Here is a 19,331-nt window from a genome sequence, read left to right as displayed (position 1 = left end):
GCAGCGCGGATGAGACAGAATCGGAGCATGCACTCCCACTCGCCCTCCCCTGCGCGCCCGTCGACTGCGCCCGCACCCGCGTCGTCCGGACCCCGCCCGTCCGTGCACTCCGCGTCCCGGCTCTCCTCCTCTGCATCCGCGGACAGCGTGCCGGAGCCTTCGGGAGCGCGGATCGTGGTGGTCGGCTCGATCAACGCCGACCTCTCCACGCGCGTCGCCCGCCATCCGCAGCCCGGCGAGACGCTGCACGGCACGGGCGGTGAGGTGCGCCCGGGCGGCAAGGGCGCCAACCAGGCGGCAGCCGCCGCGCTCCAGGGCGGAGCGGTCGCGATGGTGGGTGCGGTCGGCGATGACGCCATGGCGTCCGATGCCCTCTCCGTGCTCTCCTCGAGCGGCGCGGACCTCTCCGCGGTGCGCACCGAGGAGGGGCCGACGGGCCTCGCCGTCGTCACCGTCTCCGACGACGGCGAGAACACGATCGTCGTGGTGCCCGGCGCGAACGCGAGCATGAACGCCGCGCGGGTGCGCCAGAGCGGCGACCTCATCGCGGGCGCCGGGGTCGTCGTCCTCCAGGGCGAGATCCCGCGCGACGGGATCGAGGAGGCCGCCCGACGCACGCGGGGACGCCTGATCCTGAACCCAGCCCCCGTGCTCGAGCTCGACCGCGAGGTGCTGCTGCGTGCGGACCCGCTCGTGGTCAACGAGCACGAGGCGTCCCTCGTCCTCGATCTGCTGGAAGAGCACGCAGGCTCCTCCCCCGCTCCGGAGGATCTCGCCCACGCCCTGCACACCGCCGGCATCAACAGCCTCGTGATCACGCTCGGAGCCGAGGGCGCCCTGGTCGGAGCCTCAGGAGCCGACGGCGAGCCGCGGTCCGACGGTGCCCGGTCGCTCGTGCGGGTGCCCGCCGTGTCGGTGCGCGCGGTGGACACCACCGGCGCCGGGGACGCCTTCGTCGGCTCCCTCGCGGTGCGCCTGGCAGAGGGCGCGTCCCTCGTCGACGCCGCCCGCTTCGCCACACGGGTCTCAGCCGCATCGGTGACGCGGGAGGGGGCGCAGACCAGCTACCCGCGCGAGGGCGAGGAGCTGCCCGGCGGCTGAGAGCGCTGCGCACCCCCGGCGGCTGAGGGTGCTCTGCGCTTCCCGCCGACCGGGAGTGGTGCGCACTTCCCGGAACCCGATCCTCCCCGGCACCCGATCCTCCCTGGCACCCGATCCTCCCCGGCGCCCGAGGGTGCTGCGCAACGGTCGTTATGAGCGCTCAAAACGACCATTGCGCAGCAGTGACCGCATGGACGGGCTTATCCGAGGGGCGGGGACATCTGCGCCGGTACGGCAGAAATCCGCACGGCAGGGCGGACGCCATGGCGGATGGCGCCGACTCCTCGCCCGCGAACCGCAGGGGCCGACGTCCGTCGGCCCCGCTCACTCGGCGGAGCCGGTGGCCTCTGCGACGGGAGAGGTGATCAGGACCATGTCGTCGCGGTGCACCACGGAGCGGCCGTAGCGGTCGCCCATGCGAGCGCGCAGCTCCTTGGTGGTCAGCCCCGCCATCGCGCGCAGGTCCTCGCTCGAGTAGGCGACCAGTCCGCGGGCGATCACCTCGCCGTCGGGCGCTGCGATGTCCACCGGCACGCCCGCAGGGAACGCGCCGTCGACCTCGGCGATGCCCACGGCGAGCAGGGAGCGGCGGCGGGAGCGCAGCGCATCGGCCGCACCCTTGTCGACGACGAGGGTCCCCGCACCGCGGGTCGCGTACCGCAGCCACACCAGGCGGGAGCGGCGACGGCCCTGCTGGGCGGGGAAGAACGTGCCCACGTCCTCGCCCGAGACGCCGCGCCCGAAGTTCTCGGCGGCGGTCAGCAGGGTCGCGGTGCCGGTGCTCGCGGCATGGTGGGCGGCGTCGAGCTTGGTGACCATGCCTCCGGTCCCGACGGAGGAGCCCACCGAGCCGACCTTCACGTCGGTCAGCGCCGCGAAGTCCTCGACCACGCTGAGGCGCTCGGCATCCGGCTCGGCCGGGTTCTTCGTGTAGAGCCCGTCGACGTCGGTGAGAAGCACCAGCAGGTCAGCGCCCAGCAGCTGGGAGACGAGCGCGGCGAGGCGGTCATTGTCCCCGAAGCGGATCTCGTGGGTGGCGGTGGTGTCGTTCTCGTTGATGATCGGGATGATGCCGAGACCCAGCATCGCCTCGAGGGCGGTGCGGACGCTGCCGTAGGTCTCGCGCCGGATGACGTCGGCCTCGGTGAGCAGCACCTGCCCGGTGATCCGGCCGTGTGCGCCGAAGGCCGCGGACCAGGCCGTGGCCAGCAGCGCCTGGCCGACGCTCGCGGCGGCCTGCTGGGAGGGCACGTCGGTCGGCCGCGCGCCGAGGTTCAGGGGGCGCAGCGACGCGGCGATCGCGCCCGAGGAGATGATGACGACGTCCCAGCCGTCCTCGAGCAGTCCGGCGATCCGGTCGGCGATGATCCGCAGCCCGGTCTCGTCGAGGTGCCCGTCGTCGCGGGTGAGGCTCGAGGAGCCGATCTTCACCACCGCCCGACGGGGTCCGGGGATGTCGGTGCGCGCCTGCAGTCGCGCCGGCTGATGCGGTTCGTCGGTCACGGTGGCCATGGTCAGTCCTCCTGGTCGTCGATCGCGGGATCGGCCCAGTGCCCGGCGCGGCGCTCCTCCTCCATCGCTGCCAAGCGATCCATGCGGGCGGCGACGCGGGCCTTCTGGTCCTCGCGCTTCTCGTCGCGAGTCGGTCGGTGGTTGTCCTCGACACGTCGGTCCGTGCCGCGGCGGCCGAGCATCTCGGCCCCGCCCACCATTGTGGGCTCCCAGTCGAAGACCACGGCATCCTGTCCAGGGCCGATGACCACGGTGCTGCCGGCGACGGCGCCGACCTTGTAGAGCTGGTCCTCGACGCCGAGGGTGGCGAGGCGGTCCGCGAGGTAGCCGACGGCCTCGTCGTTGGAGAAGTCGGTCTGACGCACCCAGCGCTCGGGCTTGTCGCCGACGACCCGGTACGCCTTGTCGCCGTCGTACTGCTCGGTGACGACCTCGAACTCCTTGGCGCCGACGGCGCGCGGGGTGAGGACGATGGGTGCGGCCTCCGGCTCGGGAAGCCGGGCGCGGGCCTGCTCGACGAGCTCGGCGAGGGCGAAGCCGAGCTCTCGCAGTCCGCTGCGGGAGACGGCGCTGACCTCGAACACGGGCACGCCGCGCTCGGCGAGGCGGTCGCGCACGAGGTCGGCCATGTCGGCGCCGTCGGGCACGTCGGTCTTGTTCAGGACGACCACGGTGGGGCGCTCCATGAGCGGAGTGCGGTCCTCGGCCTCCTCGTCGAGGCGGCCCGCGTAGGCGGCGAGCTCGCCCTCGATGGTCTCGAGGTCCTTGACGGGGTCGCGGTCGGACTCGAGCGCCGCGGCGTCGAGCACGTGGACGATCACGTGGCAGCGCTCGATGTGGCGCAGGAAGTCCAGCCCGAGGCCCTTGCCGCTGCTCGCGCCCGGGATCAGCCCGGGCACGTCGGCGACGGTGAAGCGGTGCTCCCCCGCCTCGACGACGCCCAGGTTCGGCACCAGGGTCGTGAAGGGGTAGTCGGCGATCTTGGGCCGTGCGGCGCTCATCGCGGCGATCAGGGAGCTCTTGCCGGCGCTGGGGTAGCCCACGAGGGCGACGTCCGCGACGCTCTTGAGCTCGAGGACCAGGCTCCGCTCCTGACCGGGCTCGCCGAGGAGGGCGAAGCCGGGCGCCTTGCGCTTCGGCGAGGCGAGCGCCGCGTTGCCCAGGCCGCCCTGCCCTCCGCGGGCGGCGACGAAGCGGGTGCCGGTGCCGACCATGTCGACGAGCACGTTCCCGTCCTTGTCGGCGACGACGGTGCCGTCGGGCACGGGGAGGATCAGGTCCTCGCCGCGGGAGCCGTGGCGCATGTCGCCCTTGCCGAAGTCGCCCGAGCTCGCGCGCTGGTGGGGCTTGTGGTGGTAGCTCAGCAGCGTCGTCGTCGACGGGTCGACCTCGAGGACCACGTCGCCGCCGCGGCCGCCGTTGGCCCCGTCGGGCCCGGCGAGCGGCTTGAACTTCTCGCGGCGGATGGAGGCGGAGCCGTGCCCGCCGTCACCGCCGGTGACGTGCAGGACGACGCGATCGACGAAGGTGGCCATGGGTCTCTCCTGCGGACGGCGGGATGGTGCTGCGGGGAAAAGCGTGAAGGGGCGGAGCAGGTGCTCCGCCCCTTCACGAGGGTATGTGCTGCGTCGCGCTGAGCGCGCCGCGCCGGGACCGAGGTCTCAGGCGCCGGCGATCACGTTGACGACGTTGCGGTCGCGCTTGCGGCCGAACTCCACGGTGCCCGCGCTGAGCGCGAACAGCGTGTCGTCGTTGCCGCGGCCCACGCCCGCACCGGGGTGGATGTGGGTGCCGCGCTGGCGCAGGATGATCTCGCCCGCGCCGACCTGCTGGCCGCCGAAGCGCTTGACGCCGAGGCGCTGCGCGTTCGAGTCGCGGCCGTTCTTCGAGGAGCTCGCGCCCTTCTTGTGTGCCATGGGAAGAACCTTCTCTCGTTCAGCCTGGAAGGGCGACGCTCAGGCGATGCCCGTGATCTTCAGACGGGTCAGCTCCTGGCGGTGGCCCTGGCGCTTCTTGTAGCCCGTCTTGTTCTTGTACTTGAGGATGCGGATCTTCGGACCGCGGAGGTCCTCGACCTTCTCCGCCGAGACGGTGACCTTGTCGAGGTCGCCCTTGGCCGAGGTCACCGAGTCGCCGTCGACGAGCAGCACGGGCGTGAAGTCGACGCTCTGGCCCGGCTCGCCGGCGACGCGGTTGATCACGATGGTGTCGCCGACCGACACCTTCTCCTGACGACCGCCTGCGCGGACGATTGCGTACACCACGTCACTGCTCCATCTTGGTTCGTACTGGGTCGTCGTCTCCCGCCGCACCGCCTCCGGCGCTCCGGGGCGGAGAGCTGGGCGGGTGACGTCCGGGCCGGGTGCGCGACCCGCGAGGGTCGCAGCTCCGCCGACCGAGCGGCCGGGAACGACGATCGACGCGTTCTGCGCCGAGGGACAGCCTACGAGGCCCGGCCGGACCGGTCAAGGCTCATGACCGGTCCGACCTGCGATTTCATCGCTGAGGGCCTGTGGAACTCATCACGCGTCGGCGGCGCTGTCGTCGCGCGCCTCGGCGCTCGCGGGCCCGTCCGCGGCATCGGGGGTGACCTCGGTCGCCTGCTGCGGCGTGTCACTGTCGGCCTGCGGGGCCTCGGCCTCCACCGTCACGGCCTCGCCGTCGACGACGACCTCGGGGTGCTCCTCCTTGGCGCCCGTGGCCGCCGCGATCGAGGCGATGGTCGCGCGGGCGAGGGCGCGCGAGGCGCTGTCCGACTCGAGGCGGTGCACGTCGGTGGAGGCGGTGAGCTCCTCGACGGCCTCCTGGGCGCTCCGGGATCCGCGGCCCGGGCCGCCGTTCCCGCCGTCGGAGCCGTTGCCGCTGCTCCCGTTCCCGCTGTTCCCGCCGCCGTTGCTGCCGTTCCCGTTCCCGCTGCTCCCGCTGCCGCCCTTGGACTTGCCCTTGCGGCGGCGGCCGCCCTTCGAGGAGTCGTCGTCCTGGGAACCCTGGCTGCCGTGGTGCTGATGGCCGGTGTCCACGCCGTCGAGGTCGACGATCATGCCGCGGCCCGCGCAGGCCTCGCAGGTCGTCGAGAAGGTCTCGACGAGGCCCGCGCCCACGCGCTTGCGGGTCATCTGCACGAGGCCCAGCGAGGTGACCTCGGCGACCTGGTGCTTGGTGCGGTCCCGGCCCAGGCACTCCACGAGGCGGCGCAGCACGAGGTCGCGGTTGGCCTCGAGGACCATGTCGATGAAGTCGATGACGATGATCCCGCCGATGTCGCGCAGGCGCAGCTGGCGGACGATCTCCTCGGCGGCCTCGATGTTGTTCTTGGTGACGGTCTCCTCGAGGGAGCCGCCGGCGCCGGTGAACTTGCCGGTGTTCACGTCGATCACGGTCATCGCCTCGGTGCGGTCGATGACCAGGGAGCCGCCCGAGGGCAGGTAGACCTTGCGGTCCATGGCCTTCAGCAGCTGCTCGTCGATGCGGTGCTTGGCGAAGACGTCCTTCTCGCCCACGTGCTTGGTCACGCGCTCGAGCAGGTCGGGGGCGACGTCGGAGACGTACTCGTGCACGTCCGAGTGGACGCCCTCGCCCTCGACGATCAGCGAGGTGAAGTCCTCGTTGAAGACGTCGCGGACGACCTTGATGGCGAGGTCGGGCTCCTGCGAGAGGGAGGCGGGAGCGGACTTCGACTTCTGCGCCTTCTGGATCCGGTCCCACTGCTTGCGCAGGCGCTCGACGTCGCGGGTGAGCTCCTCCTCGCTCGCGCCCTCGGAGGCCGTGCGCACGATGACGCCCGCGTCCTCGGGGATGACCTGTTTCATGATCTTCTTCAGCCGCGAGCGCTCGGCGTCGGGCAGCTTGCGGGAGATCCCGGTCATCGAGCCGCCCGGCACGAAGACCACGTAGCGGCCGGGAAGGGAGATCTGGCTGGTCAGCCGCGCACCCTTGTGGCCGATCGGGTCCTTGGTGACCTGCACCAGCACCGGGTCCCCGCTGGAGAGCGCGAGCTCGATGCGGCGGGGCTGGCCCTCGAGGCCGGCCGCGTCCCAGTTCACCTCGCCCGCATACAGCACGGCGTTGCGGCCCTTGCCGATGTCGACGAAGGCGGCCTCCATGGAGGGCAGCACGTTCTGGACCTTGCCCAGGTACACGTTGCCGACCATCGAGGTGTGCGACTTCTGGGCCACGTAGTGCTCGACGAGGATGTCGTCCTCGAGCACCGCGATCTGGGTGCTGCCCTTGCGCTCGCGCACCACCATGGACCGCTTGACGGACTCACGGCGCGCGAGGAACTCGGCCTCGGTGATCACGTTGCGGCGGCGGCCTTGGTCGCGCCCCTCGCGGCGGCGCTGCTTCTTGGCCTCCAGGCGGGTCGAGCCCTTGACGGCCTTGACCTCGTCACGGGCCTCGCGGACCTTGACGACGGTGTTCGGCGGATCATCGGCCGACGGGCCGTTCTCCGAGTTCGAGGACGAGCCGGAGCGGCGGCGCCGACGACGGCGGCGCGAGCTCGAGCCGCCCGAGGAGCCGTCCTCGTCCTTGCCCTGGTCCTCGCCGTCCTGGGAGTCGCGGTCCTCGGAGCCGTCCGCCGAGGACTTCTTGCCGTCCTTCTTCGCGCGCTCGGAGGCGTCGTCGGAGGAGTCCTCCGAACGCTCCTCGTCCTCGCGCGAGTCCTCGTCCTCGCGATCGGCGGAGTCCTCGCCGCGACCGCGACCGCGGCGACCGCGACCGCCCCGGCGACGACGTCGACGGGAGGAGCCGGAGGACTGGCCGTCCTCCTCCTCGCCGGTGCCCTCGTTCTCCTCGTCCGCGCCGCTCGCATCCGCGTCGGCATCGTCCTGGGCGCCGTCGCGCCGGCGGCGGTCCTCGCCTGCGTCCTGACCGTTCTCCTCGCCCGACTCGTCCTCGGAGGACTCGCCCCGGGAGGAGCCGCGGCGGCGACGGCTCGAGGAGCGGCGCCCGCGGGAGCCGCGGCCGCGGCCGCCCTGCTCCTCCTGCGCCTGCTCGTCCGCGCTGACCTCGGTCTCCTCGACCTCCGGAGCGTCCTCGCCGTCGGCGGGCGTCTGCTCCTGCTCGGGGAGCACGGCCTCGCTCTGGGGCCGGGTGGCGCGGCGGCGGCGCGAACCGCGGGAGGCGGTGCCGAAGGAGAGCTCCGCACTGCCGGACTGGTGGTCCTCGTCGTCGTGGCCGGCGCGCTGCTCGGGCACCGTGGTGCGCTTCTCGGGCGTGGGCGCCTGGAAGATGAGCGAGGCGAAATCGATCTGGGTCTGCTCGCGCACTGCCCGCTTCGGCTCGTGCGGGCGGTTCTCGGCGAGAGCCTGCAGGTCCGCGGCGACACCGCTGGGCTGCTCGGATTCCGCCTCGGCCGAGGCGTCGGCCGCGGTCTCGGCGTCGTCCTCGGAATCCACGGGGGCGGTCTCCGCGCTCTGGGCGGCGACAGTCTCCTCCGCGGCATCCGCCGCAGGATCCGTCTCGGGCGCCGGCTCGGCGACGGTCTCGGTCGCGGCGGGCTCGGGCGCGGAGGGCTCGGCGGCGGCCTCGACGGGCTCTGCGGGGGCGACCGGTGCGACGGGCGGGCCGGCGGGAGCACCAGCGGCACGGCGCCGACGCCTGGTCGCGGGTTTCTCGGCCGCTGCGGGGGCCGGCTCGCTCGGGGGCGTCTGCTGGGCGGCGACAGTGGTGTGCCGCTGGGGAGCGTCGACCTCGGGCGCCGTCTCCTGATGCTGCGGGGCGCCGACCGGGGATCCGGCGCGGCGGCGCGGACGCTTCGCCCTCCCCGTTCCGCTCGTGGTGCTGGGCGTCTCCTGCGACGCCGACGTCTCGGGGGTGCTGATGTCCTCAGCCATGGGGCTGCTCCTCATAGAGGGACCGACGCACCCCGGGCCCTTCGGTCATCGTCCATGCGGACGGAAGTCGTTCGCCCTCTCCGGCGCGCGGCTCCAGGTCAGGAGCGCTGCGATGTCGGCCGCTCGAAGCATCTCGATCGCGCTGCGCGCGGTATCGGTGCATGGCTGGTCGACCCCGAGGAGGTTCCCCCTCCGGGTACGCGGAGGAAGAGCGCTCCCGGCAGTATGGCACAGGCGAGCGCTCCTCCCGGGGACGTGCGCACCCGTGAGACGCGTGCGACGGGGCCCGCGAGGGAGACGGGGCCCGCGCGAGGGGACTCGAGGCGCTCGGGCAGGCTCGGGACGGCGCATGACGGTGCGGAGGATTCCCGCTGGCGGCAGGACCATCGTCCCTCTGCGGCCGCTCCCCCGGGTCCTACGCTGAGCGTGAACGCGGCGCACTCGCGTGCCGCGCCGTCCCCTCGCCCCACGGAGGACAGGTCCCATGGAAGCCCTCGACATCGCTCGGTGGCAGTTCGGTTCGATGACCGTCTACCACTTCCTCTTCGTCCCGCTCACGATCGGCCTGTCCTTCCTGGTCGCCGTCATGCAGACGATCTCCATGCGCGCGCGCAGCCCGATCGCCAAGGACGCCTGGACTCGCCTGACGAAGTTCTTCGGCTCGATGCTCATCGTGAACTTCGGCATCGGCATCGCCACCGGCATCCTCCAGGAGTTCCAGTTCGGCATGAACTGGTCGGAGTACTCGCGTTTCGTGGGCGACGTGTTCGGTGCGCCGCTGGCCCTCGAGGGCCTCGTCGCCTTCTTCATGGAGTCGGTGTTCCTGGGACTGTGGATCTTCGGCTGGGGCCGCCTGCCCGAGAAGGTGCACCTGCTGACCATCTGGTGCGTCTCCTTCGGCACCATGGCCTCCGCCTACTTCATCGTGGCCGCGAACTCCTTCATGCAGCACCCGGTGGGAGCCTCGATCAACCCCGAGACGGGCCGCGCGGAGCTCGATCCCGACAAGGGCGGGCTGTGGGCGATCCTCACGAACATCACCACCCTCGTGGCCTTCCCGCACATCATCTTCGGCGCCCTGCTGGTCGCCGCCGCCTTCGTCACCGGCGTCGCCTCGTGGCACATGGTCACCCACCACAACCGCGCCCGCACCGCGGGTCTGACCAGCGACGAGGGACGTGCGCACGACCAGCAGGCGCGCACGATCTTCCGCCCCGCCGTCCGCTTCGGCGTGATCGCCCTGTTCATCGCGGGCCTGGGCCTGTTCGTCACGGGCGACCAGCAGGGCCAGATCATGTTCAAGCAGCAGCCGATGAAGATGGCCTCCGCGGAGGCGCTCTGCGAGACGGAGACCGGGGCGTCGTTCTCGATCCTCACCGTCGGCGGGCCCCAGGCGTTCCATCAGGACTGCGGTGACGTCACCCACGTCATCCAGGTCCCCTACGTGACCTCGTTCCTGGCCACGCACACCTTCGACGCGACCCTCCAGGGCGTCGACGAGCTGCAGGCGAAGGACCTCGAGACCTACGGGACCACCGTCACCGACGTGCACGGCGAGCAGCACGCGGCCGACTACCGACCCAACCTGTTCGTCACCTTCTGGTCGTTCCGCCTGATGATCGGCCTGGCCGTGTTCAGCGCGGTCCTCGCGTTCTGGGCGCTGTGGATCACCCGCGGGCGGGGCGAGAAGGCACGCACCTCGGGCTCGCAGGTCTTCAAGTGGTTCGCGGTGCTGTCGATCCCGATGCCGTTCTTCGCGAACGCCGCCGGCTGGGTCTTCACCGAGATGGGCCGACAGCCCTGGGTGGTCGTCCCCAATCCGGACGACCCCACGGTGTTCCTGATGACGATGCAGGGGGTGTCGGGCAACCCCGCGTGGATGGTGATCACCTCGCTGACCTCCTTCGCCCTGCTCTACACGGTGCTCGCCGTGATCTGGTTCCACCTCATGCGCAAGGCCGCGCTCAAGGGCATACCCCTGCCCCGGCGCGACCCCGAGACGCAGCAGCTGGACACCCCCACCCTGTCCTTCGAGTACTGAGGGAGACACGGAGCCATGGATCCCGTCCTCACCGACCCCACCGCCGTGCAGACCGCGTGGTTCTGCCTCATCGCCTTCATGTTCGCCGTCTACTTCGTGCTCGAGGGCTTCGACTTCGGCGTCGAGATGAACCTGGGCGTCCTGGGTCGCGGCGACAGCGAGCGCCGCGGCACGATGCTCTCGACCATCGGCCCTATCTGGGACGGCAACCAGGTCTGGCTGATCACCGCCGGCGCCTCCCTGTTCGCGGCCTTCCCCGAGTGGTACGCGACGCTGTTCTCCGGGTTCTACATCCCGCTGCTGGTCATCCTGCTCTCGCTGATCCTGCGCGTGTGCGCCTTCAAGTGGCGGGACAAGCTCGAGGGCCGTCGCTGGCGCACCGGCTGGGACGTCGTCCACACGATCACCGCGCTGCTCCCCTCGTTCCTGTGGGGCGTCGCCTTCTCGAACATCGTCGCGGGCGTCGCGATCGACGAGAACAAGTGGGTGACGACCTCCGTGCTGGGCCTGCTCACCCCGTTCGCCGTGCTGGGCGGGCTCGTGTTCGTGATGCTGTTCTGGACCCACGGCTCCCTGTACCTGGTGCTGCGCACCGGCGACCCGCTGCGCGCGGACGCCCGCACCCTCGCGGGGCGCACGATCTGGCCCACGACCGTGCTGGGCGCCGTCTACCTGATCTGGGCGCAGATGAGCGTCTCTCACACCCGGCTCACCTGGATCCCGCTCGTGATCACCGCGCTCGCCCTGGTGGGCGTGATCGCGGCGAACCGTGCACGCCGGGACCGGCTCGCCTTCATCGCGAGCGCGATCGCGATCGCCGCCGCCGGCGTCCAGCTGTTCTCGGGCCTCTTCCCCTTCGTCATGCCCGCCGCGAACGAGGCGGCCCATTCGCTGACGGTCGCGAACGCCTCCTCCTCGCCGCACACGCTGACGGTGATGCTGATCGCCGCGTGCGTGCTGCTGCCGTGCGTGATCGCCTACACGATCTGGGCGTACTGGGTGTTCCGCCATCCGGTGACCGGCGACGGCTCGGACGCCCCCGAGTCCCTGCTGGCGCGCGCCCGCCGCGGCTATCGGCAGGCCTTCGAGCAGGAGTGAGCCCCGCAGCCATGGACCAGGCAGCCCAGAGCGCGGACGCACCGACCGCGGCCGCATCGACAGGGACCACGGCTCCCGGGGTCGCGGATGCCGCGTCGCCGGGGACCGGACGGCGCTCGCGCGAGCGCCGTCCGCCGCTGGATCCCCGGCTGCTGCGCGAAGTCGCGGCCGCCCGCCGGCACGTCGTGCGGACCACGGCGCTCGGCCTCGTGCAGGCGGGGGCCGTGATCGCGTCGGCCCTGCTCCTGGCACGAATCGGCGCCGACCTGCTCGTGGACCACCGCTCCCCCCTGGAGACCCCCGGTCTGCTCGCGGGGCTCGTGGTCGCGCTCGGGGTCCGCGCCCTCGCGGTCCTCGTCGAGCAGCGCACGGCCCATCGGGCGGCCACGGCCGCCATCGCCGACCTCCGCTCCCGGCTCATCGGCCACGCGGCGCGCCTGGGCCCGCGGGCGGGTGCGGGCCGCGGGGCGGACCTGACGACCCTGGCGACGACGGGTCTGGAGAAGCTGCGCCCCTACCTCGTCGGCTATGTGCCCCAGCTCGTGCTCTCGGCCACCGTCACCCCGCTCACGCTGCTGACGATCCTGCTGCTGGATCCCACGAGCGCCGGCATCGCCGTCATCACGCTGCCGCTCGTCCCGCTGTTCATGATCCTCATCGGCAGGCTCACCGTGGGGCGCTCAGAGGCCCTCCTCGCCGACACCCGCACGCTCTGGTCGCAGATGCTCGACCTCGTCGACGGACTGCCCACGCTGCGCGCGCTCGGTCGCGAGCGGGGGCCCGAGAAGATGGTGCGCGACCTGGGCGATCGGCATCGCCGCTCGACGGTGGGCTCCCTGCGCTTCGCGTTCCTCTCCTCGATGGTGCTCGAGCTGCTGGGCACCCTCTGCGTCGCGCTCGTCGCGGTCGCGATCGGCCTGCGCCTGGTCTACGGCGACATGGAGCTCGCCCCCGCCCTCGCGGTGCTCGTGCTGATCCCCGAGGTGTACCTGCCGCTGCGCCAGGTGGGAGCCCAGTTCCACGCCTCGGCCGACGGCGTCGCCGCAGTCTCCGCCGCCTTCGACGTGCTCGGCGAGAGCGCCCCGGCCGACGGCACCGCCGCGTGCCCCGACCTGCGCACCGCGATGCTGCGCCTGGACGGCGTCGGCGTGCGCTCGCGCGACGGCCTCGCCCCGCACGGCGCGAGCCTCGTCGTCCGGCCCGGCACGGTCCATGCGATCGCGGGCCCGAGCGGCAGCGGCAAGACCACCGCCGTGCAGGTCATGCTCGGGCTGCTCGCGCCAGACGAGGGCTCGGCCCGGGTGGTCGCCGCCGACGGCACCGCCACCGCGATCCAGGACCTGCGCCGGGAGTCGCTCTGGACCCAGACGATGCTGCTCCCCCAGCGGCCCGTCCTCCCCACCGGCAGCCTGCGCGAGGTCCTCGCGGAGGCCGCGCCGCACGGGAGCGCCGACCAGGACCGGCTGGACCGCGCCGCGCGCGCCGCGGGACTGGAGGGCGTGATCGCCGCGCGCGGGTGGGCCGCCCCCGTCGGGCGCGGCGGCAGCGGACTCTCGCTGGGCGAACGCCAGCGACTCGCGCTCGCCCGCGCACTGCTCGCCCCGGCGCCGCTCGTGGTCCTCGACGAGCCCACGGCGCACCTCGACGGCGCCACCGAGGATCTGGTCCTCGACCTCGTGCGCACGCTGCGGGCCGAGGGGCGCACCGTCGTGCTCGTCGCGCACCGCTCCCGACTGCTCGACGTGGCCGACGAGGTCACGCGGCTGCGCGCCGCGCACGTCGGCCCGGATGCGGCAGAGGAAGGAGCAGGGCGATGAGCGCGGTCCGGAGCACCAGCCGCAGCAGCACCGACGACACCGACTCGGGGCAGTCCGCCCTGCGCCGGCTGGTGGGGCTCCTGGAGATCCCCCGCTCCCGCATGCTCGCGGCCGTCCTCGCGGCGATCGCGACCCTCGCCTCCTCGTTCGCCCTCGCGGCGCTCGCCGCCTGGTTGGTGACGACAGCATGGACGATGCCGAACGTCCTGGACCTCACGGTCGCCGTGGTCGGGGTGCGCGCGCTCGGGATCTCCCGCGGCGTCTTCCGCTGGCTGGACCGCGTGCTCACCCATGACGTGGCCCTGCGGGGCGTGGTCTCCCTGCGCACCAACCTGTACTCGGCCCTCGCCCGCCGTCGCGGGGACGCCCTCAGTCGGGTCCGCCGGGGCGACCTGCTCGCCCGCCTGGGCGATGACGCGCAGGAGCTCGGTGATCTCGTGATCCGGGCGATCGTGCCCGGGCTGGTGGCTGTCGTGATGACGGTCGTGGTCGTGCTGACGATCGCTCCGCTCAGCCTGCCTGCGGCCGCGTGCATGCTGCTCGCGCTCGTGCTCGCCGGGGTGTTCGCGCCCCTGGCGGCCCACCGGGAGGCGCGGTTCACCGAGGCGGCCGTCGTCGAGACCCGCTCCGAGCTGACGGCGAGCGGCCTGGGGGTCCTGGACGATGCGACCGCACTGCGGGTGCAGGGACGGTTGAACGAGCGCATGGAGGAGCTCGCGCGGGCGCAGACCGCCCACGACGCCGCGATCGACCGCGCGGCGCTCCCCTCGGCCCTGGCGGCGGCGTCGGTCCCGGCGGTGATGATCCTCGCCGTCCTCGGCTCCGTGCTCGCCGCGGGCGGCGCCTGGCGTGACGGCGGTGCGGGGGCGGGCGCTATCGGCATGCTCGTCCTGCTCCCACTGAGCAGCTTCGAGGCCGTCACGGCGCTGCCCGCGGCGGCCTCCCAGCTGGCCCGCACCCGCGCCGCCGCCGCTCGCCTCGAAGACGCCGTCGGTCCCGGCGCTCCGGCACCCGAGCGGCCCGCCGACGATGGCGGACGAGGACACGGGATCACGTCCGACGCGGGGGCTCGTCCGGGGACCGGCGGAACCGTCGGCTCCGGTGCGGGCGCCGGGAGCGCCGGCCGCCCCACGGCGCTGCATCTGTCCGCCCACGCACTGGCCGCGGGCTACGGACAGGACGCCGTACGGGTCCACGATCTCGACCTCGACGTCGCCCCCGGGGAGCGGATCGCCGTGACCGGCGGGTCCGGCACCGGCAAGACCACGCTCGTGCAGACCCTGGCGGGCCTCCTGGAGCCCGTCGCCGGCACCGTGCGCCTGGGCGGCGCCGCGCTCGGCGACCTGTCCGAGGACGCGGTCCGCGCCCAGGCGATCGCCCTGCTCGAGGACGCGCACGTCTTCGCCACCACGGTGCACGAGAACCTGCGGGTGGCCCGCGGCGACGTGAGCGCGCCGGAGTGCGCCGACGCGCTGCGCGCCGTCGGACTCGAGGACTGGGTGGACTCGCTGCCTCGCGGTCTGGACACGATGCTCGGGCCCGACGGCACCACGGTCTCCGGAGGCGAGCGGAGGCGGCTGCTGCTGGCCCGCGCCGTGGTGCGCGCCGCGCCGATCACGCTCCTCGACGAGCCCACGGAGCATCTCGATGCGGCGCGCGGCGACGACCTGCTGCGCCGGCTCCTGGATCCCGCCGACGGCTCCCTGCTGCCCGTCGGCGCGAGCGCCCTCGTCGTGACCCACAGGGTGGAGGCGATCCCCGCGGGCACCACGGTCCTGCATATCCTGCCCGGTGGCGGGCACGAGCTGAAGCGCGCCGAGCCCCGCACCGACGAGCACGGGAACACGCCATGACCAGCCAGACCCCCACCTCCCCACGACCGGCCGAGGCGAGCCTGCACGAGCTCGCGGCCGCCGTCGGGGCGGGCGGGGACGTCGAGGACCTCCTGGACCTGCTGGTCCGCGCGGTGCCTCCCCGCACCGGTGCCGCCGGCGCGGCGCTGGTGCTTCCGCAGCGCCGGGGCGAGTGGAGCGTCGAGGTCGCCGAGGGCCGCGAGGCCGCGCTCCTGCTGGGCGCCGCCCCCGACCCGGGATCCGCGCTGCACGCCGCTCTGGTCAGCGGCGATCCGGAAGCGGTGGGCGCTGTCGCCGAGCTCGCGCTCGAGGGCAGGACGTGGAGCGCGAGCGCGGAGATCGTCGAGGCGGGCGATCAGGGCCCGGGCGCTCTGCTCGCCGTCGGCGCGGAGACGTCGCGAGAGGCCGCGCAGCGCGCCCTCGAACCCCTCGCGCTGCTGGTGTCCCTCGCGCTCGACGACCGTCGCGGCACCGCCGAGCAGGACCTGGACGACGAGCGCCGCCGCATCGCCCGGGACCTGCACGACCTCGCGATCCAGGAGCTGTTCGCCGTGGGGATGGAGCTCGAGGGCCTCACCTCCGCGCTCGACGAGGCGGCGGGCGCCGTCTCCAACGCCACGATCCGCCGCAGCGTCGAGACCTCCCTGCTGGGCGTCGAGAACGCGGTCGCCCAGATCCGGCAGATCGTCCAGTCGCTGCGCCGTGAGCGCAGCGAGGCGACGCTCAGCGAGCGCCTGCGCCACGAGACGGGGCTCGCGACCGCCGGGCTCGGCTTCGCCCCCGCCCTGCGCCTGCCCAGGAACGCCGCGGCGATGGACGCGGAGGTGCCCGAGGAGATCGCCGAGGACGTCGTCGCGGTGGTCCGCGAGGCGCTCGCCAACGCCGCCCGGCACGCGCACGCGAGCGCCGTGGCCGTCTCGGTCACGCTGTTCAGCGAGGGCGTGGACCGTGTCGTGCAGGTGGCGGTCTCCGACAACGGTCGCGGCATCGACCCCAGCGTGAGCCGCCGCAGCGGCCTGGCCAACATGTCGAGCCGGGCGCGCCGCCATCAGGGCTGGGTCGATGCGATCTCGCTCGAGCCGGGCACGATGATCAACTGGCGGGTGACGCTCCCGCCCGCCTGAGGCGGAGTCCCGGCGCGGCCCGGGCACCCCGGGCCGCGGACTCGCTGCTCAGGGCTTCCAGCCGGCTCGACGACGCGCCGCCACCATCGCCGCGACCTGGGTGCGCCGCTGCAGCCCCAGGGCCTGCAGGATCACGGTGACCCGGTTCTTCACCGTCTTCTCCGCGATCCCCACCTCCTCGGCGATCTCCCGGTTCGAGTGCCCGTCGCCGATGAGCTCGACGATGCGCTGATCGGAGGCGGACAGCTCCGGCCCGTCCGCGACGCGGTCCTCGGGCCAGATCGACTCGCCGCGGTGCACCGCGAGGATCGCGCCGACGATGTCCGCGGCCCGCGCCGACTTCAGCACCAGCCCCGCGGCGCCCGCGGCCCGCGACTCGTGGACGGCCGGGTCGTCGTCGAAGCTGGTGAGCACCAGCATCCGCATGTCGGGGTCGACCGCCCGTGCCGCGCGCATGACGTCGATGCCCGTGCCGTCGGGCAACTGGAGGTCCACCACGAGCACGTCCGGCCGGATCGCGGGCAGACGGCGCGCGGTCTCCGCGACGCTCGAGGACTCCCCCACGACGCGCAGGCGCGCATCGGCGGCGACCACCGTCGCGATCCCCCGTCGGACCACCTCGAAGTCGTCGACGAGCATCACGCCGATCGGGGCGTCGTCCATGGCAGAGTCCTCCGCGGGTGGTCGGTGCTGGTGGTGGGATCCGACGCTCGACACGCTACCCCAGCAGGTCACCGCGTTCCTGGGGGCGGCGGGAGAGGTGCGGACCGACGGGCGCCCGCAGCATCCGCGGGACTCAGGCCTTGTCGCCGGGAAGCTCCGGGATCGCGGCGTACGGGTGCACCTCGACGCGACGCAGCGGAGGGCCGTCCAGGGTCTCGAGGATCTCGTCGCGCAGCTCGTCCGCGAGCGGGCTGTCCTCGTAGCGGGCCTTGTCCTCCTCCGAGCGGAAGATCTCGATGTTCCACAGCACGTCGGGGTCGGCGTCCTCGCGCAGCATGATGAAGCGGTCAGAGGCGCCGGACGTGAACATCCCCTCGGTCGCGAGCTCGAACAGCCGGTCCCCCATGCCGGGCTTCGCGCGCATCTGGATGACGTAGCCGGGCTGGTCCTGAAGTGCCATGGGAGTCTCCTTCTGCCGTCGGGAGCGCCCGTCCGGACGCATGGCCGACGCTAGACCGGCGCCGGCCCTCCCGCAACGCGGGTCCTCCCAGGTCGTACGATCGTCGGGTCCCGTCGGCCCGGCCCCGAGCCCCGGCCGGCGCGGAGCGACGACGAGGAGGACCGCGGTGGACCACATGCCCGATGAGCACGCGCACCAAGAGCACACCACGGGCGCGACGGACCCGCATGACGGAGCCCACGCTCATCCTCATGACATGTCCGGGATGGCCGTCGGCGCGACCCTGCACTGCCTCACGGGGTGCTCCATCGGCGAGATCATCGGGATGCTGGTCGGCACCGCCGCGGGGTGGACGAACCTTCCCACCACGATCCTCTCGATCCTCCTGGCCTTCGTCTTCGGGTACTCGCTGTCGGCGCTGCCGCTGGTCCGCGGCGGGATCGCCCTGGGCGATGCGCTGCGTCTGGTGCTCGTGGCGGACACCCTGTCGATCGCGACCATGGAGGTCGTGGACAATCTCGTCATGCTGGTGATCCCCGGGGCCATGGGGGCGACGCTGCTCGACCCGCTCTTCTGGGTCTCGATGGCCATCTCCCTGACGATCGCGTTCTTCGCCGCCTGGCCCGTCAATCGCGCGCTGCTGCGCCGCGGCAGGGGGCACGCCGTCACGCACCATGCGCTGGGCGAGGATGCGGCGATGAACAACCGGCCGCTGCTGATCGGCATCAGCGCCTTCCTGCTCGGCGGCTTCATCGCCTCGATCGGCTCGCTGCTGGGTTGATGCGGGTCGGGATCGCCGACCGCGCCGTGGGCCTCGTCAGGCGTCAGTCGTCAGGCGTCAGGCGTCACGCCCTGCGCTGGCAGTTCGGGCAGAAGAAGCACGAGCGCTGCTGCAGCACGGAGCGGCGGATGATCGCGCCGCAGCGCGGGCACGGCTCGCCTGCCCTGCCGTAGGCGGCGAGGGAGCGTGCGAAGTAGCCCGACCGGCCGTCGACGTTCACGTAGAGGTCGTCGAAGCTGGTGCCGCCCACGTCGAGCGCCCGGCGCATGACGGCCTCGGCGCCGTCCAGGACCCGCCGGGCACGGCCTCGGGTGAGCGACTCGCCGGGGGCGTCGAAGCGGGTACGGGCCGCCCACAGCCCCTCGTCGGCGTAGATGTTCCCGATCCCGCTGACCAGGGACTGGTCCAGCAGCAGGGCCTTGATGGGGGCGCGCCGCGCGCGCATCACCGCGATCACGGCCTCGCGGTCCTGGGCGGGGTCGAGCAGGTCGCGGCCGATGCCGACCACGTCGGCCGGCAGCAGGTCGTCGATCGAGTCCGGGGTGGCGGGGAGACCGTCGGCGTCGTGCTCGAGCGCACTCGTCCACAGGCCGCCGAAGATGCGCTGGTCCACGAAGTCGACCTGCGCGCCGTCATCCAGATGCAGGACGATGCGGCGATGCCTGTGGGGATCGCTCGCGGGGCCCTCGCCGCGCGGGGCGGGGGCCGACGGCGCGACGGTCCCCGCGTCACCCTCCGCGCCGACCTCCGCGTCGGCCGCTCCGCCGCGCACGCGCATCTGGCCGCTCATGCCCAGGTGCGTCATGAGCGCCTCGCCGAGCTCGTCGCCGCGCTCGTCCTTCAGGCGCCACCACAGGAACTTCCCGCGCCGCTCGAGCCGGGCGACGCGGGCACCGGTGACGGCCTGCACGAACGCCTCGGGCCCGCCGATCTGGCGGCGCAGGGACCGCGGCTCGTGGACGTCGACGCGCGTGATGACGCGGCCGTCCACATGCGGCGCGAGGCCGCGGCGGACCACCTCGACCTCGGGCAGCTCGGGCATGGGCG

At 73.0% G+C, this 19,331-nt stretch carries 15 protein-coding genes; 7 read left to right on the top strand and 8 right to left on the bottom strand.

Annotation, left to right across the window (positions count from 1 at the left end):
* Window positions 1–27: 27 nt before the first annotated feature.
* On the top strand, window positions 28–1,101 hold the full coding sequence (locus tag FHG10_RS08025) for a ribokinase (RefSeq protein ID WP_152352812.1): 1,074 nt from the start codon (window positions 28–30) through the stop codon (window positions 1,099–1,101).
* Between the two features lie 324 nt (window positions 1,102–1,425).
* Here FHG10_RS08025 and proB read toward each other — a convergent pair whose 3' ends face one another.
* The 5 genes from proB to FHG10_RS08000 form a co-directional block, all read right to left on the bottom strand.
* Window positions 1,426–2,613 (bottom strand): glutamate 5-kinase, encoded by a 1,188-nt coding sequence (gene proB / locus FHG10_RS08020; RefSeq protein ID WP_152352811.1) that lies wholly within the window; start codon window positions 2,611–2,613, stop codon window positions 1,426–1,428.
* Window positions 2,614–2,615: 2 nt separating this feature from the next.
* Entirely contained in the window at window positions 2,616–4,148 is a 1,533-nt protein-coding gene (gene obgE / locus FHG10_RS08015) for a GTPase ObgE (RefSeq protein ID WP_152352810.1), read from the bottom strand.
* Between the two features lie 126 nt (window positions 4,149–4,274).
* On the bottom strand, window positions 4,275–4,529 hold the full coding sequence (gene rpmA, locus FHG10_RS08010; RefSeq protein ID WP_152352809.1) for a 50S ribosomal protein L27: 255 nt from the start codon (window positions 4,527–4,529) through the stop codon (window positions 4,275–4,277).
* A 39-nt stretch (window positions 4,530–4,568) separates the two neighbouring features.
* Window positions 4,569–4,877 (bottom strand): 50S ribosomal protein L21, encoded by a 309-nt coding sequence (gene rplU / locus FHG10_RS08005; protein ID WP_152352808.1) that lies wholly within the window; start codon window positions 4,875–4,877, stop codon window positions 4,569–4,571.
* 258 nt (window positions 4,878–5,135) lie between these two features.
* Complete coding sequence (locus tag FHG10_RS08000) at window positions 5,136–8,447, bottom strand: Rne/Rng family ribonuclease (RefSeq protein WP_152352807.1); 3,312 nt, start codon at window positions 8,445–8,447, stop codon at window positions 5,136–5,138.
* A 484-nt stretch (window positions 8,448–8,931) separates the two neighbouring features.
* Here FHG10_RS08000 and FHG10_RS07995 point away from each other — a divergent pair, with 484 nt between their 5' ends.
* The 5 genes from FHG10_RS07995 to FHG10_RS07975 are packed head-to-tail and all read left to right on the top strand — an operon-like array spanning window position 8,932 to window position 16,380.
* A complete protein-coding gene (locus tag FHG10_RS07995) occupies window positions 8,932–10,488 on the top strand; it encodes a cytochrome ubiquinol oxidase subunit I (RefSeq protein ID WP_152352806.1) in 1,557 nt (518 codons plus the stop codon).
* Between the two features lie 15 nt (window positions 10,489–10,503).
* Window positions 10,504–11,586 carry a cytochrome d ubiquinol oxidase subunit II gene (gene cydB / locus FHG10_RS07990; protein ID WP_152352805.1) on the top strand — a complete coding sequence of 361 codons (1,083 nt, stop codon included), beginning with the start codon at window positions 10,504–10,506 and terminating at the stop codon, window positions 11,584–11,586.
* Between the two features lie 11 nt (window positions 11,587–11,597).
* Complete coding sequence (gene cydD / locus FHG10_RS07985) at window positions 11,598–13,403, top strand: thiol reductant ABC exporter subunit CydD (protein WP_152352804.1); 1,806 nt, start codon at window positions 11,598–11,600, stop codon at window positions 13,401–13,403.
* Window positions 13,400–15,256, top strand: coding sequence for a thiol reductant ABC exporter subunit CydC (gene cydC, locus FHG10_RS07980; protein WP_152352803.1), 1,857 nt, complete (start codon window positions 13,400–13,402; stop codon window positions 15,254–15,256). The genes cydD and cydC overlap by 4 nt, the downstream gene beginning before the upstream one ends.
* Window positions 15,253–16,380 (top strand): sensor histidine kinase, encoded by a 1,128-nt coding sequence (locus FHG10_RS07975; RefSeq protein ID WP_152352802.1) that lies wholly within the window; start codon window positions 15,253–15,255, stop codon window positions 16,378–16,380. The genes cydC and FHG10_RS07975 overlap by 4 nt, the downstream gene beginning before the upstream one ends.
* A gap of 48 nt (window positions 16,381–16,428) precedes the next feature.
* Here FHG10_RS07975 and FHG10_RS07970 read toward each other — a convergent pair whose 3' ends face one another.
* Window positions 16,429–17,043 (bottom strand): response regulator transcription factor, encoded by a 615-nt coding sequence (locus tag FHG10_RS07970; protein WP_227488119.1) that lies wholly within the window; start codon window positions 17,041–17,043, stop codon window positions 16,429–16,431.
* Window positions 17,044–17,176: 133 nt separating this feature from the next.
* The gene (locus FHG10_RS07965) at window positions 17,177–17,503 is read right to left on the bottom strand and encodes a putative quinol monooxygenase (protein WP_152352801.1); all 327 of its coding nucleotides are present in this window, start codon (window positions 17,501–17,503) and stop codon (window positions 17,177–17,179) included.
* 256 nt (window positions 17,504–17,759) lie between these two features.
* Between FHG10_RS07965 and FHG10_RS07960 the strand changes: the two genes are divergently transcribed.
* The gene (locus FHG10_RS07960; RefSeq protein ID WP_227488118.1) at window positions 17,760–18,284 is read left to right on the top strand and encodes a DUF4396 domain-containing protein; all 525 of its coding nucleotides are present in this window, start codon (window positions 17,760–17,762) and stop codon (window positions 18,282–18,284) included.
* Between the two features lie 64 nt (window positions 18,285–18,348).
* Here the strand turns inward: FHG10_RS07960 and mutM are convergent, their stop codons facing one another.
* Window positions 18,349–19,326, bottom strand: a complete 978-nt coding sequence (gene mutM, locus FHG10_RS07955) for a bifunctional DNA-formamidopyrimidine glycosylase/DNA-(apurinic or apyrimidinic site) lyase (protein ID WP_152352800.1) — start codon at window positions 19,324–19,326, stop codon at window positions 18,349–18,351.
* Window positions 19,327–19,331 lie beyond the last annotated feature (5 nt).

Source organism: Brachybacterium subflavum, from assembly GCF_009299795.1.
Lineage (GTDB): Bacteria > Actinomycetota > Actinomycetes > Actinomycetales > Dermabacteraceae > Brachybacterium > Brachybacterium subflavum.
Note: the sequence above shows the minus strand (reverse complement) of the source record. Positions and strands in the feature narration are given on the sequence as shown.

Excerpts from the sequence above, each read along its gene's own strand:
- FHG10_RS07965 (WP_152352801.1), bottom strand. The coding sequence starts at position 17,503 with ATGGCACTTCAGGACCAGCCCGGCTACGTCATCCAGATGCGCGCGAAG.
- rpmA (WP_152352809.1), bottom strand. The coding sequence starts at position 4,529 with ATGGCACACAAGAAGGGCGCGAGCTCCTCGAAGAACGGCCGCGACTCG.
- cydD (WP_152352804.1), top strand. The coding sequence starts at position 11,598 with ATGGACCAGGCAGCCCAGAGCGCGGACGCACCGACCGCGGCCGCATCG.
- FHG10_RS07975 (WP_152352802.1), top strand. The coding sequence starts at position 15,253 with ATGACCAGCCAGACCCCCACCTCCCCACGACCGGCCGAGGCGAGCCTG.
- cydB (WP_152352805.1), top strand. The coding sequence starts at position 10,504 with ATGGATCCCGTCCTCACCGACCCCACCGCCGTGCAGACCGCGTGGTTC.
- cydC (WP_152352803.1), top strand. The coding sequence starts at position 13,400 with ATGAGCGCGGTCCGGAGCACCAGCCGCAGCAGCACCGACGACACCGAC.
- obgE (WP_152352810.1), bottom strand. The coding sequence starts at position 4,148 with ATGGCCACCTTCGTCGATCGCGTCGTCCTGCACGTCACCGGCGGTGAC.
- FHG10_RS07970 (WP_227488119.1), bottom strand. The coding sequence starts at position 17,043 with ATGGACGACGCCCCGATCGGCGTGATGCTCGTCGACGACTTCGAGGTG.
- proB (WP_152352811.1), bottom strand. The coding sequence starts at position 2,613 with ATGGCCACCGTGACCGACGAACCGCATCAGCCGGCGCGACTGCAGGCG.
- mutM (WP_152352800.1), bottom strand. The coding sequence starts at position 19,326 with ATGCCCGAGCTGCCCGAGGTCGAGGTGGTCCGCCGCGGCCTCGCGCCG.
- FHG10_RS07960 (WP_227488118.1), top strand. The coding sequence starts at position 17,760 with ATGTCCGGGATGGCCGTCGGCGCGACCCTGCACTGCCTCACGGGGTGC.
- FHG10_RS07995 (WP_152352806.1), top strand. The coding sequence starts at position 8,932 with ATGGAAGCCCTCGACATCGCTCGGTGGCAGTTCGGTTCGATGACCGTC.
- FHG10_RS08025 (WP_152352812.1), top strand. The coding sequence starts at position 28 with ATGCACTCCCACTCGCCCTCCCCTGCGCGCCCGTCGACTGCGCCCGCA.
- FHG10_RS08000 (WP_152352807.1), bottom strand. The coding sequence starts at position 8,447 with ATGGCTGAGGACATCAGCACCCCCGAGACGTCGGCGTCGCAGGAGACG.